Origin of the sequence: Hymenobacter terrenus (genome assembly GCF_000972495.1) — a bacterium.
Classification (GTDB): Bacteria; Bacteroidota; Bacteroidia; order Cytophagales; family Hymenobacteraceae; genus Hymenobacter; species Hymenobacter terrenus.
The window spans coordinates 969,030-985,349 of the sequence record NZ_LATM01000001.1 but is presented as its reverse complement, the minus strand read 5'-3'; the positions used below and the strand labels follow the sequence as shown (position 1 = coordinate 985,349).

14 protein-coding genes are annotated in these 16,320 nt (G+C 60.1%); 6 read left to right on the top strand and 8 right to left on the bottom strand.

The annotated features are described in order from the left end of the window. Window positions 1-2: 2 nt before the first annotated feature. From WX88_RS04160 to WX88_RS04145, 4 genes are all read right to left on the bottom strand, one after another. Window positions 3-338 (bottom strand): ribonuclease E inhibitor RraB, encoded by a 336-nt coding sequence (locus tag WX88_RS04160; protein WP_046242928.1) that lies wholly within the window; start codon window positions 336-338, stop codon window positions 3-5. 34 nt (window positions 339-372) lie between these two features. Then, window positions 373-1,401 (bottom strand): uroporphyrinogen decarboxylase, encoded by a 1,029-nt coding sequence (gene hemE / locus WX88_RS04155; protein WP_046242927.1) that lies wholly within the window; start codon window positions 1,399-1,401, stop codon window positions 373-375. A gap of 170 nt (window positions 1,402-1,571) precedes the next feature. Continuing rightward, window positions 1,572-4,349 (bottom strand): outer membrane beta-barrel family protein, encoded by a 2,778-nt coding sequence (locus WX88_RS04150; protein ID WP_046242926.1) that lies wholly within the window; start codon window positions 4,347-4,349, stop codon window positions 1,572-1,574. A gap of 30 nt (window positions 4,350-4,379) precedes the next feature. Continuing rightward, a complete protein-coding gene (locus WX88_RS04145; RefSeq protein ID WP_046242925.1) occupies window positions 4,380-5,174 on the bottom strand; it encodes a hypothetical protein in 795 nt (264 codons plus the stop codon). 173 nt (window positions 5,175-5,347) lie between these two features. Here WX88_RS04145 and WX88_RS04140 point away from each other — a divergent pair, with 173 nt between their 5' ends. Further along, complete coding sequence (locus WX88_RS04140) at window positions 5,348-6,883, top strand: sensor histidine kinase (RefSeq protein WP_052732309.1); 1,536 nt, start codon at window positions 5,348-5,350, stop codon at window positions 6,881-6,883. Between the two features lie 149 nt (window positions 6,884-7,032). Next, window positions 7,033-7,710: a response regulator transcription factor gene (locus WX88_RS04135; protein WP_046242924.1), complete on the top strand. Its 678-nt coding sequence runs from the start codon at window positions 7,033-7,035 to the stop codon at window positions 7,708-7,710. A 128-nt stretch (window positions 7,711-7,838) separates the two neighbouring features. Here WX88_RS04135 and WX88_RS29380 read toward each other — a convergent pair whose 3' ends face one another. Next, the gene (locus WX88_RS29380) at window positions 7,839-9,092 is read right to left on the bottom strand and encodes a DUF4386 domain-containing protein (protein ID WP_082115826.1); all 1,254 of its coding nucleotides are present in this window, start codon (window positions 9,090-9,092) and stop codon (window positions 7,839-7,841) included. An 18-nt stretch (window positions 9,093-9,110) separates the two neighbouring features. Between WX88_RS29380 and WX88_RS04125 the strand changes: the two genes are divergently transcribed. Continuing rightward, window positions 9,111-10,226, top strand: a complete 1,116-nt coding sequence (locus WX88_RS04125; protein ID WP_046242923.1) for an AraC family transcriptional regulator — start codon at window positions 9,111-9,113, stop codon at window positions 10,224-10,226. 5 nt (window positions 10,227-10,231) lie between these two features. Here WX88_RS04125 and WX88_RS04120 read toward each other — a convergent pair whose 3' ends face one another. Further along, complete coding sequence (locus tag WX88_RS04120; protein WP_046242922.1) at window positions 10,232-10,852, bottom strand: MarC family protein; 621 nt, start codon at window positions 10,850-10,852, stop codon at window positions 10,232-10,234. A gap of 201 nt (window positions 10,853-11,053) precedes the next feature. Between WX88_RS04120 and purE the strand changes: the two genes are divergently transcribed. The 3 genes from purE (at window position 11,054) to WX88_RS04105 (ending at window position 13,246) form a co-directional block, all read left to right on the top strand. Next, window positions 11,054-11,539, top strand: coding sequence for a 5-(carboxyamino)imidazole ribonucleotide mutase (gene purE, locus WX88_RS04115; protein ID WP_046243154.1), 486 nt, complete (start codon window positions 11,054-11,056; stop codon window positions 11,537-11,539). Window positions 11,540-11,634: 95 nt separating this feature from the next. Next, window positions 11,635-12,753, top strand: coding sequence for an endonuclease/exonuclease/phosphatase family protein (locus WX88_RS04110; protein ID WP_052732308.1), 1,119 nt, complete (start codon window positions 11,635-11,637; stop codon window positions 12,751-12,753). 100 nt (window positions 12,754-12,853) lie between these two features. Next, entirely contained in the window at window positions 12,854-13,246 is a 393-nt protein-coding gene (locus WX88_RS04105) for a RidA family protein (protein ID WP_046242921.1), read from the top strand. 166 nt (window positions 13,247-13,412) lie between these two features. Here WX88_RS04105 and WX88_RS04100 read toward each other — a convergent pair whose 3' ends face one another. After that, window positions 13,413-14,252 carry a hypothetical protein gene (locus tag WX88_RS04100; RefSeq protein WP_156175933.1) on the bottom strand — a complete coding sequence of 280 codons (840 nt, stop codon included), beginning with the start codon at window positions 14,250-14,252 and terminating at the stop codon, window positions 13,413-13,415. Window positions 14,253-14,271: 19 nt separating this feature from the next. Continuing rightward, window positions 14,272-16,215, bottom strand: a complete 1,944-nt coding sequence (dnaK, locus tag WX88_RS04095) for a molecular chaperone DnaK (protein WP_046242919.1) — start codon at window positions 16,213-16,215, stop codon at window positions 14,272-14,274. Between the last annotated feature and the right edge of the window lie 105 nt (window positions 16,216-16,320).

Here is a 16,320-nt window from a genome sequence, read left to right as displayed (position 1 = left end):
GCTTAAAACAGGGTCGTTTTTTCCACGCGCCAGCCATCATATGATTCCACACCATACGATGCGGCCAGCGCATTAAAAACCTCGTTTCTTTCATGTAGCTCTTCCGAGGTCAGTGCCTCGTGGGTGCTGGTAAAAAGAGTCCATTGCTCGCTGTTTTCGGCCTTTTCCACGCTTTCCAGCGCATGGTCATTGGCTTTAAGCTCTTCGTAAACCAGGCGTAGTTTTTCTTTATCCGTGCCGGTGAAATAGAAGCACCATTTGAGGGGAGAAGTGGTGTCAAAGCCAGCCGCTTGCATCCTGGTAAATAGCTGGTTGATATTGGCTAGGTTCGAAACCATAAGCGGTTATTTTGTGAAAAGCTCTCGTTAATTCTTAACCCTGCCACGTCTTCACCGTGTCCACAAACACGCGGACGTTGTCCGGGTCGGTATCGGGGTACACGCCGTGGCCGAGGTTGGCGATGTGGGGGCCGCCGGCAAATTTGCGAAGCATGGTTTCGGTGGCCGCTTGTACCTGCTCGCGGGTTCCGTAGAGGGCGCAGGGGTCGAGATTACCTTGCAGGGTTTTGTCGCCGGCTTCGCGGCGGACCTGGGCGGGGTCTTGGTTCCAGTCGAGCCCGATGGTGCGGCAGGGAGTAGCGGCGAAATCGGGCACGGCCCACCAAGCACCTTTGGCGAAGACGGTGACGGGCACGAGGGGAGCCAGCGCTTCGCAGATTTCGGCGATGTAGCGGGTCGAGAACTCGTGGTAGTGGTCGGGCGGGAGAGTGCCGGCCCAGGAGTCGAACACCTGCACCACTTGGGCGCCGGCCGCTACCTGGGCTTGCAGGTAGGCAATGGTGGTGGCCGTTATCTTGGCGAGGAGCTGGTGGGCCAGGGCAGGCTCACGGTAGAGCATGCCGCGGGCTTTGCTGAAGGTTTTGGAGCCGTGGCCCTCCACCATGTAGGCCAGCAGTGTCCAGGGGGCACCGGCGAAACCGATGAGGGGCACCCGGCCGTTGAGGGCGCGCTTGGTGATGCGCAGGGCTTCGAGCACGTAGCCAAGGCCTTCCTCGGGGTCGGGCACGCGCAGCTTGGCTACGTCGGCGGCCGTGCGGATGACGTTGGGAAAGAGCGGGCCGCGGGCTTCCACCATCTCGTAGGGTAGCCCCATGGCATCGGGCACCACCAGAATGTCGGAGAAGATGATGGCGGCGTCCACGTCTAGCGCATCGACGGGCTGAATGGTGACTTCGGAGGCCAGCTCGGGCGTTTCCACCAGCTCTTTGAAGCCGGAAAGACGGGCACGGAGGGCACGGTATTCGGGCAGGATGCGGCCAGCTTGGCGCATGAGCCATACGGGCGTCCGCTCAGTGGCTTCGCCACGGGCGGCGCGGAGGAAAAGGTCGTTTTTCAGCGTCATATCGGCCGCAAAGGTAGGGCAGCGGGGCGGCCGGGAGTTGCTTAATGAATTCCGACAGGGGTTTGGCGGCAGCCGGCAGGTATTTTGGTTTGCGGCGAGGCTTTGTAAAAGCACCTACCTACCATCCTGAGCGTAGCGATGACCGTTGGCACATTCGCCCACTCCGCGCCCTATTTCCCAAATTGTCGCAGGTTGTAGGTGAAGCTTAGGAGAAAATACTGCTGCAAAACGCGGCTGCGTATGTCTTCCACGTAGGTTTCAGTAGCGTTGCGGACCACGCTGCGGTTCTGGTTCAGCACATCGTAGGCTTGCAGTTTTAGTTCGCCCTGCTTGTTGGTGAAGAACTGGCGGGCCAAACCCATGTTCCAGAGCGTGATGCGCTGGTTGTAGCCGGCGGCGCGGCCGGTGTTATTGCTGTACCACAGATCGGAGGTGAGTACGAACCGGGCCGGGAGTTGGTAAAAGATGTCAGCTGTGAGAGTATGGGTGAGGTAGGAAGTATTTTGGGTCGTTAGGACGGAGTAGCTGGCGTTTTGGTAGGTCGCGTTGGCACTCAGGCCGAATTCCAGCTCGTCGTTGAAGGCTGAATTGACACTGGCACCCTGGCCGAGGCTCCAGGTACGGCCGGTATTGGACGCGCCGTTCACAAGGCTAGGCGACTGCACAAAACTGGCGTTGGTAGTCAGATTAAGGTTGATTTTGCGGGCAGTCAGGCGCTGGCCCAGCGAGAGGAAGCCGTTGAGACTGTAGAAGCCGTCGGCGTTCACGGGCCGAGTGGTCTGCACGCCCCGGGTGTTGAAAGTGGTAGCTGACACAATCCGGTCATCGACGCGGCTGCCGTTCAGCAGGCCAAACACGCTGCGGTTGGTGGCGGCATCGAACTGCGAATACGTGACCATCAGCGACTGCACGTATTCTGGGCGCAGGCTGGGGTTGCCGGTCTGAATGTTGAGCGGGTTGGAATTGTCGCGCACGGGCTGAAGCTGGGTGGCGGTGGGCGCATTCAGGCGGGTGCGGTAGCTCAGGCGCAAGGAGCGGTTGCGGCGGCCGGTGTAGTTGAACAAAGCATTGGGCAGCAGTGTAATAAAACGACGCAGGATGATGGTGTCGGCCGAGCGGTTGTGCACCCGTAAATCGGTCTGCTGGGCATCAAGCCCCACGCCCACGGTGTAGCGCAGGCGGCGCTTTTGCACCGTGAGGCCGGCCCGATTGGCCTGAAACAAGCTCGTAAATTGGTTGCTTAGGCCGGCATTCAGCTGGTCGTATCGGCCGCTGCTTTCGTTGAAATCCGAAGTCAAACGGTTGCCATTATTACGGGCATCGGTGAAGGCGTAATGGACCTCCAGCTTGGTGCGCAGCGAGAGCGGCTCGACGTAGGACAAGCTCAGCACATTGTTGCGAACGGGCGTCGTTTGCTCGATGCGCTGGTTGAACTGCTGCGTGGTGGGAGTACCGCTGGCATCAAAAAACGTGTTAGTGGCGCGGTTGAAATCGGTGCCGTCCTGGTTGCTGAGCGTGGAGCTGAGGCTGGCCGAAAACGTGCGGCCGAGCCGGGCAAAGCGGCGTAGCAGCAGGAAGTTGCCGCCGCCGTTGGGGTTGTTGGTGTTGGCCGCGTAGCTGTTGCGACCCTGGTTGAGCAGGAGGCTGCCGGTGCTGGACTGCTGCTGAAGCTGGCGGTTCAGGTCGGTGTTTTGCCACCAGCCGTAAGGCGTCAGCCGCACGGAGGTCAGTGAATCCAGGGTATAGTCCAGGAGCAGGTTGAAGCGGTGGCTACTGGCTGTGCGGCGGGTTAGCTGGTTTTGGGTGGTGAGGAGCGGCAGGCCAGTTTCGGCACCCGCCAAGCCGGCTACGTTTTCGCGCCGAATTTGCTGGTCGGTGGTCACGATGGCGCGGCTGGTGAGGTAGCTGGTGGCCACTTCGGCGCGCTTGCCCCAGGCGTCGCGGTAGTTCAGGCCGATGGCACCCGATTCGGTGATGTTGGCGGGCTGGGCGCTGGTTGAGCCAGGCGCGTTCTGCTGGCTACCTCTACCGGGCCCACCGGGTGCGGGGCCAAAATTGACCGCGGCTGGGTCCCCGTTATCTGAAAAGCCCTGCTGGTTGACGTTATTAGCCTGGGCCAGCAGCGAAATCTGGCGGCCGTTGTTGAAGCGGTTCATGCCCAGTCGGCCCTGGTAGCGGCCGTCGGAACCCACGCCCACGCTATTGGCGCCGAAGTAGCCTTTGCGCTTGTCGCGCTTGGTCACAAGGTTGAGGGTGCGCTGGTGGTTGCCGTCGTCGATACCCGAGAAGGCCGCCTGGTCGCTTTGTTGGTCGTACATCTGCACCTTGTCGATGATGTCGGCCGGCAGGTTGCGGGTGGCCATTTTGGGGTCGTCACCGAAGAAGGGCTTGCCGTCGACCAGCACGCGGTTCACGGCTTGGCCCTGCGAGCGGATGCTGCCGTCGCGGTCCACTTCCACCCCCGGCAGCTTCTTCAGCAATGATTCCACGGCCGCGTTGGGCTGGGTTTTGAAGGCTACGGCGTTGAAATCCACGGTGTCGCCGTGCACGCTAACCGGGGCGCGCTCGTGCACCACTACAGCCTCGCCGAGCTGCTGGCTGAGGGGGCCGAGCCGGAGCGGGCCGACCTGCACGGCGGGCTCGTCGGCGGTAATACGCACGGGCTGGTGGTGGCTCGCGTAGCCCAGCGACGTAACCCGCAGTTGGTAAGCTCCCGATGCCACGCCGCGTAGCTCAAACTGGCCCTCGCCGCCGGTGATGGTGGCGGCCACGTACGACGAGTCGCGCCCTTGGAGCAACGAGACGGAGGCCGCGCGCAACGGTTTGCCGGTGGCTGAGTCGAGCACCACGCCGGCAATAGTACCCTTGCCGAACACGCGGGCTTCGGCGAGCCGCTGAGCTTCTGCCGGGAGGCTGAGCACCAGCAGCAGAAAGAAGAGGCGTATCATCTGTAAATCAGCAGTAAGGGTTCCTGCTGATTACTGCTTCTGGGCCGCCCCGTCTACCAGCTGGCGCATAAAGTCAGCTTTGGCCTTGTCACGCACCTCCGCCAGTTCAGCGGGGCCGACCAAACGGGCATCGCTGGGCGGCTGCAATTCGGTTTCGGCCACGGCTTTGGCATCGAGCTTGGTGGCGCGATACTGCTGTTTCTCGTTTTCCAGCAGCAACACCACGCCCCGTGGCGGCGCCATTTCCCGAACCGGCGAGTAAGTAAATGGCAGCTCCGTGGTGAACCAAGCGGTGTAGTGGGCACCTTTCAACGTAGCTTTCGCCTCCCGGCAATTCAGCCCGGCAATGGCTTTGCGGCGGCCTGTCTCGCGCCAGTCGGCGGGAGTAGCGTAGGGCGCTTCGGTGCGGTAGCGCGCGGCCTGACCGACAGCGATTACTCGCATTTGCGTGTGCTCGGCGAGGTTGGCATAAATGGTTTCAGAAAATGTTGGTCGGAAGGCAGCTGGGTCGAGTGCCCGCTGAGACGTCGGGGGTGGGGTGGCACCAGCCGATTCCGGGGCATTGCCGAGTACCTGGATGCCGCCTTCTGCCTCCTCTTCGCGGGCGTAGGCTTTGCCGTAGAGCAGGGTCATGCCGCGGGTGATAGCATCGGGCAGTTCAGGGTAGCCGGGGCTGCCGGGCTTGAGTACCACTCCGTCGAGGCCGATGACTTTCGGCGCGTCCAGACGGCTGGTGATTTCGTAGTGGATGCGGCCCGCGGCGGGCTGGGCCAGCGCGGGCATGCTCAGGCCCAGAAAGGCGGCGAATAACAGGTGCTTTTTCATCGAAAAAAGAGGGGTTAGATTTGACGATACAAAGCACCGGCGCTGGCTTGTTAAGTACTGTTATTCTGTGTTAAAGTATGTTAACGGGCCTCAAAGACGCGCTCCATCTGGTAATTTCGTGACGGCTCCCCCGGCGGGCGGCCTATCTTTTCCGCCCTGTTTTTTCCTGCCGCTTGAAACACCGCATTCGGATTATCTTCTGGCTGATGACGCTCTGCATCGTGGGCATCAACGGGTTTCAGGCCTACTGGCTCTACGAAACCTGGTTGCTCAGCCGCGAGCAGTTTGGCCGTGATGTGCGCGAGGCGCTGTTCGTGGTCGGCCAGCGCGAGCAGGAGGCGTTCACGCGCTTCCTGACGGTTGAGATGACCCGCCAGCCCGAGATTTCGACCAAAAAAGTTCGGGTGTTGACCGTGGACTTGCTGCGCTACCCAAGCCAGGAACCCGAATTGGCCGAGTCCAATCCCGCCGCTGGTATCACGGTACGCCGGTTTAAGACTAATTCATCTGTTCCGTTACACGGCCTTGATTACACCAAGCGCATCATCGACCGCTGGCCGCTGAGTCTTCCCAAGTTGGCCCGGGCCTATCAGGCCGAGCTCCGTCTGCGTGGTGTCAACGCCGGTTTCCTGCTCGATACTCTCCGGCTTATTCCCTCCCAGCAGTACCAGCTGAGCGACTCGATACAGTTCCGAATTGCCCTCGACTCGCTGCCCGGGCCGGGCGAAACCCAGGTAATCAGGCTGCGGCCTGCTGGCAAGGCCCGAAAGCCCGATTCAGTTATCCAACGTCGTGGCCGCCCGCTCCAGGCAGCGGACCAGGCGAAGTCTTCGGGGCCAGATGTGCAAACGCCGCCCGTCCCGCTGCTGCTGATCCGTGACCTCTACATCCAAGCCCGCTTTCCCGCGCCCACGTTCTACATTCTCCAGCGGATGGCTGGACCGCTGATCGGCTCGGTGCTGCTGCTGGCCCTTACCACTGGCTGCTTTTGGCTGATGCTGAGCACCATTCTCAAACAGAAAAAGCTATCCGAGGTTAAGAACGACTTCATCAACAACATGACGCACGAGCTGAAAACGCCCCTGGCCACGGTGTCGGCGGCCGTAGAGGCCCTCCAAAACTTTGGCGCCCTGAATAACCCCACCAAAACCCAAGCCTACTTACGCATCTCGCGCACCGAGCTACAACGCCTGTCCGACCTCGTAGAGAAAGTGCTGAACATTGCCGTGGATGAGCGCCAGCAACTACAGCTGACGCCCGAGCCCGTGCAGCCTGCCGAGCTGGTGGCCGAAATCGTGGCCCGTCACCAGCTGCAAGCCGCCAAGCCCGTGAAATTCGACGTGGAAGTAGCCCCGGCAGCCTCGGTGAGATTCGACAAGTTGCACATGGGCAACGTTATCAACAACCTCATCGACAACGCTATCAAGTATTCCAAAGAAGCCGTGACCATCACCATTCGCGGCCGCCAGGAGCCCACCGGCTGGCACCTCACCGTGGCCGATGACGGCCCTGGTATCGAGCCCGGCTACCAGCAGGCCATCTTCGACCAGTTCTTTCGGGTGCCCACTGGCAATCTGCACAATGTCAAAGGCTTTGGCTTGGGTTTGTATTACGTGCGGCAGGTAGTGGAGCGGCACGGCGGCCACATTGGCGTGCGCAGTAGCCTGGGTCGCGGCAGTGAATTTGCGCTCTGGATTCCGCAAGCGTAGAGCGTTATCGAGATTCTAGCCCGTTATGCAAAGCACAGTACAGCGAAGCATCTCGCGAGCCACTACTAACCCCACGCTACCCAACGATTGAATTACCATCTCATGCGAGATGCTTCGCTATGCTCTGCATGACGTTTCTGATACAATAAATGCCAACCATTCTCCTCATCGAAGACGAGCCTTCGCTCGGTCTCATCGTCAAAGACAGCCTCGAAAGCCGTGGTTTCACGGTGCAATTCGCGGCCGATGGCGAAACGGGGCTGCACTTGTTTCGGCAGCAGTGCCCGGATATTGTGGTGGCTGATGTGATGATGCCCAAGCTCGATGGATTCTCGCTGGCCAGGCAAATCCGGCAGGAAAACACGACCGTGCCCATTCTCTTTCTCACCGCCCGCTCGCAGCCGGCCGATGTAGTGCACGGCTTCGAGTTGGGCGGTAACGACTATCTGAAAAAGCCCTTCAGTATGGACGAACTGATTGTCCGCATTAAATCCCAGCTCTCCCGGCAGTTGGTGGCGGCAACCGCGCCGGCTGGTCCGCTCACCATCGGCCGCTACCAGTTCGACCATCCCAAGCAGAAGCTGCGCCTCGGTGCCCAAGAAGAAACCCTCACCAACCGCGAAGCGGAGCTGCTGAAGTGTCTTTACGACCAGCGCAACCAAGTATTGGAGCGGACTACCGTGCTGCGCGAGTTGTGGGGCGACGACTCATTTTTCAACGGCCGTAGCCTCGACGTCTTCGTTACGCGTCTGCGCCGCTATCTGAAGGACGACCCGCAGGTGCAGATTGTGAACATCCGCGGCATCGGTTACAAGCTGGTTATGTAAGTACTCATCCTTGTCCCCGAGTAACGTTGCAACGGCGTTATTTGGGGACAAGGATGAGCTAGTTCGTGATAAGGCTGCTATGCGCGGCTCAGAAAATTCCTTTGAGCTGGATGAGGCGCCGCGTTCGCTCAGTTTTGGCGGCCGGGGAAGAAGGAGTAGCTAATGCCCGGCGTGGGATTAATCTCCAGGTCGCGGCCGGGCGCTTTGAGGCCGATGATGCCTAGGCGCAGGTTGAGGCCTTTCCAAACCATCCACCGAAAGCCTATGTCCACGGCGACGCCGTTTTTGGCCTCATACTCGCGGTCCACCCCCCGAAGGTAGGAGCCCGATGCATAGAACGACGACGGATTTGCCTGCCTGCCCACGGGCAGAAACCACAGTGTAAGGCCGGTTTTCAGAAATGACGTCGTGCGGCCCGATGTGAAGTTGGTAGGATAATAGCCGGCGTGCACCGACACGTGCTGGTAGCGGTATTCGAGGCCGAGAGATGGGTTGCGAAAGCCATTAACGCTGATTTCGCGGGGGGCGAAGCGGCTGGCCGGGCCAGGTTGCCGTTCCGGGGCTTGCTGTGCCTGCGCGCCGCCCGCGCCGAGCAAGCCCAGCACCACCAGCGCCGCGGCTTTGCGCGCAAGGTGAGCGGCCGTGTGGCTGGGTGCCAGCGTGGGCATTTCGGGCGGTGCAATTAACCCTTCCCGGCGGCGCCACACGCAAATGCCCAGCAGCATAATCCACCCAATCAGCAGTGAGGCGCTGATTTCGACAATTTGTGCGGCGGGGGCCCAGCCGGCTCCTTCCAGTATTCCCAGGATAGTGCCGACCGAGCTAGGTACGCCCACCCAGGCCAGCCAGCGCGGAAAAGCCGCCGTGCGGTACAGCGCTACGGATAGCAGCAGGCCCCACATTCCCAAGAACAAAAAGCCCAGATGTTCGCCCACCGAAAAACCCAGGTACAGGTGAAACGCGTTGAATACCACCACCACGGCTTCGCGGGTGGCAGCGGTAGCCGTGGGAGCGGCGTAAGCCGCGGCCAGGCCGGGCACCAGAAACACCCAGCGGAGGTAGCCAAACACATTGAACAGGGCGGCCAGCAGCCCCACGGTGGTAATCAGAGCGCGGTACGGCACCCGGAAATGGCGCAGGCAGTAGTCGAGCAGCAGCATGCCGAAGACCATGCACAGCGAGCCGAGCGTCATCCCGTACCACAGCGGCTGCACGGCGCCCACCACGGCGGGGGCGTGCAGCGCCAGGATGCGGGCCGAGCTTTCGCGCAGCACGTTGGGGTAGTCGAGGGTTTGGCGCAGCAGCTCAAAACAGGTGATGAGCAGCAGGCCCGCAGCGAGGAGCAGGGCCCCGGTGAGGCGGAAGGGAGCTTGGTTTTTCATGGTGATTATGAAGGTGAAGTGAACAATACAAAGGTGGCCGGCCCACCCCCCGAGCCTCTTAGCCCAAAGCGCCAGATACTGGGCATTTTGCGCCACGGCGGCTACCTTCGCACCATGCAGATTGCCGCCAGCCTCATTCGCGAAATACTCTACGGGGCCGTGCAGGCTGGCGCACCTTTGCAGGCCCTCGCGCAGGCAGCGGGCCTTACCCTGACCGAGCTGCAAGCTGACGACCGGCCCTACGACCTAGCCACCTTGAATGCCGTGTGGCAGGCGGCTCTGCAGCTTTCCGGCGACCCGCTGCTGGGGCTGCACACCGGCTCGCAAGTGCATTTTGAGGCTATTGGCGTGGTGGGCTTCACCATGCAGAACAGCCCCGACTTGCTCACAGCGCTGGAGCGGGGGGCGCATTATGGCTCTATTTACAGCAGCCTGCTGGACATAAAATTCACCCAGGCGAGCGCCACGGGCGTGGCCACGTTTGTGCCGCTGCCGGTGTTTGGCCAGGCATACCCCGTGGCGGCGCGGCAGGCGGTCGAAAGCAGCATGGCCTTCGTGGTGCGGGCCCTGGATAAGCTGGCGGGGCGGCCCGTGGCTCCGCTGGCCGTGCGCAGCGCGTTTGCCCCGCCGCCCGCGGACCAACGGCCGGAATATGCCCAGCTTTTTGGCCCTGACCTACGCTTTGAAGCTTCGGAAAGCACCATCACCTACGCTCTGACCGACTTGCGCACACCAGTAGTCAGCTACAACGCGGCCTTGTTTAAGCTCCTCGACCAGGAGGCCGACCGCCTGCTACAGGCCCAAGCGCACGCCGCGCCCTTTCAGCAGCGCGTCCTACACGTCCTCACGGGGCTGGTCAAAAGCCATTACCCTAGCATAGAAGCCGTGGCCAGCCAGTTGAGCGTCAGCCCCCGCACCCTTCAGCGCAAGCTACATGACGAAGGCACCAACTACCAGGAGGTGCTGGAGCGCCTGCAGTGCGATGTGGCCACCCAATACCTGCGCGAAACCTCCCTCCCCGTGGCTGAAATCGCCTATCTTCTCAGCTACTCCGAGCCGGGCGTATTTACCCGGGCCTTCAAGCGCTGGACCGGGCACAGCCCGAGTGCCTACCGCGAGCTAACCGCTTCGTAGCAGCGCTAGCGCGTAAGCCCCGGAAACAGAGCTGCAATGGCCGTAGCAAAGAAGTTGACCCCGATAGCCAACGTGATGAAACCAATGATACGGGCCATGGCGGCCATGCCCGGCTTGCCCAATATGCGGGTGAGGCGGAGTGAGAAAATCAGAATGATAAATGCTGCCAGTGCTACCAGCGCGAAGCCCGCCACGGTTATGGCCTTATCAACATAGGTGGGCCGAATCAGGCCGATGCAAACAGCCATGGAGCCTGGCCCGGAGAGCATAGGCATGGCCAGCGGCGTGAAGCTGATGTCGTCCTTCTGCTTGCTTTCCTCCAGAGCGTCGGGTCCCACCCGGTCGCGGTTGGCGCCGGGGGTGAGCAGTTCGAAGGCTGAGCGCATGAGCAGGATGCCGCCCGCGATGCGTAAGTGCTGGATATTGATGCCGAAAAAGTTGAGGATGTACTGCCCACCGAAGAACGCAACGCTCAAGATGACCACCATATAGATGCAGGCGCGCAGGGCGGTGCGGGCGCGGTCGGCCGCCCGGTCATCGGCCGTAAGAGTAAGAAAAACCGGCATCGCCCCAAACGGATTGACGATGGAAAACAGAGTGGTGAAGGTGGCGAGCAGAACTTCCATGGTGGCACAAAGGTAGGGGTAGGGGCGAGCTGGGCAGAAAAGTACTATTTTGCTGCCCCAATAGCGCAGCTTGGCGCGTCGATGAATTCTTAGTCCTTATCTGTTTTCCACTCAATGATTCCTGATAACTCCGCTACGGGGCCTTCTACTGGCTCCGATGATGACCGCCCCGTAACCGAAACGCCCCTGGTGGGCATCATTATGGGGTCGAAATCAGACCTGAAAATTATGTCGGCCGCCGCCGATGTGCTCCGTCAATTCGGCATTCCCTACGACATCACGCTGGTGTCGCCGCACCGCACGCCCCACCGCATGGTAGAGTATGCCGAAAGTGCCCGCAAGCGCGGCCTGCGCGTGCTGATTGCCGGCGGGGGTGGGGCGGCCCACCTGCCGGGCATGGTGGCCGCGTTCACCACACTCCCCGTGATTGGGGTTCCCATCAACAGCACCATTTCCATTCAGGGTCTCGATTCTATTCTGAGCATGATTCAGATGCCGAACGGGGTGCCCGTGGCGACGGTGGGCATCGATGGTGCCGCCAACGCGGCCGTGCTCGCCACCCAAATGCTGGCCCTGACTAATGCTCGCTTGGCCGATGCCTTGGAGAAGTATCGCACTACCCTCAAAGACCGGGTGATGCGCACCATTGAGGAATTGCGTAAAGGTGGCTTTCAAGACGACGTATAAGACGTATAAAGCCGACGCTAGGCCGTCCGGCTAAGCTTGACTAAGCCGGACGGCCTGATTTTCCTAATTTCCACTCACTGCCGACTTTGTCTTTGATGGCGACTTTTCTCTCCGTACTGCTAACAGCCGGACAGTGGCTGACCTGGATTCTGGGCAGCCTGGCGCTGCTGGTGACGGTGTTGCCCATTCTGCGCCAAACCGCGTGGTGGATTCGCGTTTGCGACTTTCCCCGCCTGCAAATCGTGGCCGGGCTGCTGCTGAGCCTGGCTGCCGCGCTGCTCCTGCCCATCCCGAGGAGCTTCGGGTACGGCTTTTTCGTGGTGAGCCTGGTCTTGGCGACAGTTTACCAGATGAGCCGAATCTGGCCCTACACCCCATTGCACCGCAAGCAGGTGGCCGATGCCAGCCGACCGGCCGATGACGACGACAATCACCTCAGCCTGCTGGTGACCAACGTGCTGATGTACAACCGCGACGCTTCGCGCTGCCTGGGCCACATCAAGAACTGGCGGCCCGATATCGTGCTGGCCGTCGAAACGGATGACTGGTGGCTGAGCCAGCTCCGACGCATCGAAGATGACTATCCTTACACCTGCCACGCCCCGCTGCCGAACACCTACGGCATGCTGGTGTTTTCGCGCCTGCCGCTGCGCGAGCCGCAGATTCGTTATATCCTGGACCCGGAAATACCCTCTTTTCACGGCTGCGTGGTGCTGCCCAGCGGTGTCGCCGTCAACCTGCACTTCCTGCACCCCAAGCCGCCAGCGCCGCAGGAGTCAAAAAACAGCTCCCGGCGCGATGCTGAGCTGTTGGTAGTGGGCAAAATTATTGAGAAACACGATGGCCCCACCATCGTAGCCGGCGACCTGAACGACGTGGCCTGGTCGCACACCTCCGAGCTGTTCCGGCGGCTGTCGCGTCTGCTCGACCCGCGCATCGGGCGTGGGCTGCTGCCCACTTTCCACGCCGACCATAAGCTGCTGCGCTGGCCCCTGGACCATGTGTTTCACTCCGCCCACTTTCGCCTGCAACGCCTGGAGCGCCTCACTCACATCGGCTCCGACCATTACCCCATCTACATCCGTCTCAGCTACGAACCCAGCGGCTGGCAAGAGCAGGAACTAGAACTGGAGGCCGCCGACTCGGATGACCATCAGGAGGCCGAGGAGAAAATCGAGGAAGGCGTAGAGGATGTCGCCGAAGACAAGGCGTAGCGTTTCTTCTACCTTTGGGGCGAGCCTAGTTTGGACAAATTACCTTTCCATCATTCCCTGAATCTAGCCCAAATCCAGTCCAGGCTAGGCCCTTACAACTATGAAAAACAAAGCTATAAATCCTTGGAAATGGCAGGACCAGTTTGGGTTCTCGCAAGCAATTGAGACGCATCGGCATGAGCGGGTACTACACATTACCGGTCAGGCTCCCATCAGTGCGGATGGACAGCTGGTTCATGCCTGGGATATGCCCGCGCAGCTCAACGCCACGCTCGACAACCTCGAAGCGGTGCTAGCGGAAGCCGGGTACGAGTTAGCCGATTTGGTTCGGCTCAATTGGTACACCACTGACGTCGATCTGATAGTACAGCATTGGAGTGTTATTCTGAGTCGCCTTGGCGACGTACGGCCCGCCGAAACCCTGCTTGGTGTGTCGCGTCTGCTTTTTCCGGGCCAGTTGCTGGAGATAGAGGCAACGGCCTCCAAGAGCTAATTGGTCAGCCAAAATTAAGAAAGGTGGTCCTGCTAAGCGAAGACGAAGCATCTAGCGTGCCATTACGAATCTTATCGTTGAGCTAGTGCGAGTGAGCCGCTTCGCTCAGCAGGACTATACGACAGCGTGGGTGAAAGGCTAGATGGTCGTAGCACATAGTAAGCCGTTACTGCTGGCGCTCAAAAACAGTCTGGTGAAGCACCGTTTCATAGGTCAGATACTGTCCGCGCACCTTCCGCTCTGTGACGGCGCAACTGTGCAGCACCAGCCGGCCCACTGAGTCGAGGCCGACCTGAGTAACGGCACCCCCCGATTTGATGATGCCATACACTAACAGGTAGCGGCCGTTAACTAAAGCATATTTTTGGCGGCCAATTTTTCCCAGCGGAGCCGCCGTGCCGTGCTTAACAAACAGCGTGAAACGGCCATTTGCCAGTGTTACTTCGGCCTGCTCATCAGAGGGTATAAATTGGGCGCTGCGATAGAATTTCTGCTCCCTGAGCGCGGCAGAGTCTTGGTGCACGATGGTGCGGGTCAGCACGCTTTTCCATTTTCCTTCGAGTTGCGTGGCGTTGGTCACCCGGGTTAATGTATCAAGCTGAGCGTGTGGGGAGGCCGATGGCTGGCACCACCACACCTGTACATTTCCCCTCCTATACCCAAGCCCGATTTGCGTGCGCCGAATTTCAGGCGTTAATAGACGCTCATATTTAGCATAGTCTTGCTCCCATTTGCCAAACTCTAACCGGGGCAGCGAGGTGCAATAGTTGAGCGGAAAAGCGCTGGTGTCGGCAAGCACGGGACTAGCCATGGGTTTGGCCAACAGCTTGGTTATTGGCAGTGCACTCATTGCGTTGAGTTCGGCTTTAGCTTGTGCTGACGCTGAATTACTTCCTGCCATTGCCCACCCAAGCCCGATGAGTATTATCCGCAAACCATACATATTCCTCATAAGCCAAATATAAACGCGAAAAGCCCGGAAGCTTGCGCCTCCGGGCTTTTTCATCTTTATCGACTAGCAAAGATTACTTACCGTCTACTTCTTCGTAATCCACGTCGGTCACATGGTCAGCGGGCTGGCCTTGGCCGTTGCCGTTCGGGCTCGGGCCGTCGCCGCCGGGGAAGCCCCCGCCGGGCTGGCCGCCCTGGCCGTCGGCGCCAGCGGCCGCGTACATTTCCTGCGAGGCGGCCTGCCAGGCGGCGTTGATGGCCGTCATGGCCGTGTCAATCGCGCCGAGGTCTTTGCTTTCGTGGGCTTTGCGCAGGTCGGCCAGTGCGCCTTCGATGGCGGTTTTGTTGCCACCGCTCAGCTTGTCGCCGTATTCTTTCAACTGCTTTTCGGTCTGGAAAATCATCGAGTCGGCGGCGTTCACCTTGCTGATGCGCTCGGTTTCGGCTTTGTCGGCTTCGGCGTTGGCGGCGGCTTCGTCGCGCATGCGCTTGATGTCGTCTTCGCTCAGGCCGGAGCTAGCTTCGATGCGGATTTTTTGCTCTTTGCCAGTGCCCTGGTCCTTGGCGGTTACGTTCAGGATGCCGTTGGCGTCGATGTCGAAAACTACTTCAATTTTCGGTACGCCACGGGGTGCAGGCGGGATGCTGTCGAGGTGGAACTTGCCGATGGTGCGGTTCTGGGCAGCCAGCGGACGCTCACCTTGCAGCACGTGGATTTCTACCGAAGGCTGGTTGTCCGAAGCTGTCGAGAAGGTTTCCGATTTCTTGGTTGGGATAGTCGTGTTCGACTCGATGAGCTTGGTCATCACGCCGCCCATCGTCTCGATGCCGAGCGAAAGCGGGGTTACGTCGAGCAGCAGCACATCCTTCACTTCGCCAGTGAGTACACCGCCTTGGATAGCGGCACCGATGGCCACCACTTCGTCGGGGTTCACGCCTTTCGAAGGCTTCTTGCCGAAGAACTTCTCCACTTCTTCCTGAATGCGCGGGATGCGGGTCGAGCCACCCACGAGAATAACCTCGTTGATGTCGCTGGTCGACAACCCAGCGTCTTGCAGCGCCTTTTTCACCGGCTCCATTGAGCGGCGCACGAGGTCGTCGGCGAGCTGCTCAAACTTGGAGCGGCTCAGTTTCACCACCAAGTGCTTGGGACCCGAGGCCGTTGCGGTGATGTAGGGCAGGTTTACTTCGGTTTCGGTCGAGCTAGAGAGCTCTACTTTGGCTTTTTCAGCGGCTTCTTTGAGGCGCTGGAGAGCCATGGGGTCGTTGCGTAGGTCGAGGCCTTCGTTGTCCGACTTAAACTGGTCGGCCAGGAAGTTAATGATAACCTGGTCGAAGTCGTCGCCGCCAAGGTGGGTGTCACCGTTGGTGCTCAGTACTTCAAACACGCCATCGCCAAGCTCTAAGATGGAGATATCAAACGTACCACCGCCGAGGTCATACACGGCGATTTTCTGATCTTTATGCTTCTTATCCAGGCCGTAGGCCAATGCGGCGGCCGTGGGCTCGTTGATGATGCGCTTCACGTCGAGGCCCGCGATGGCACCGGCTTCTTTGGTGGCCTGGCGCTGGGCGTCGTTGAAGTAAGCGGGCACCGTGATAACGGCTTCCGTTACCGACTGGCCGAGGTAATCTTCGGCCGTCTGCTTCATTTTCTGGAGCACCATCGCCGAGATTTCCTGCGGCGTATAGTTGCGGTCGCCAATTTTAACGGCCACGGTGTTGTTCGAGCCCGGGGTCAAATCATACGCCACGTACTTGCTTTCGGTCTGCACTTCGGAGAAGTTGCGGCCCATAAAACGCTTGATGCTGGCAATGGTATTCTTAGGGTTAGTCACGGCCTGGCGCTTGGCGGGGTCGCCCACCTTGCGCTCGCCCTTGCCCCCGTCGAGGAAAGCGACGATGCTGGGGGTAGTGCGGCGGCCTTCACTGTTGGGAATGACAACGGGTTCGTTGCCTTCCATTACGGCCACGCACGAGTTGGTGGTGCCGAGGTCAATGCCGATTATTTTGCCCATGTTTTTGGGTGTTTATTGGTTAGGAGTGGAATGTCAGGTCATACGCAGCCCGGTGGGGCGCTGCCCGGGGATTACAAGCAACGTACCAGCGTGCTTTTGGTGACA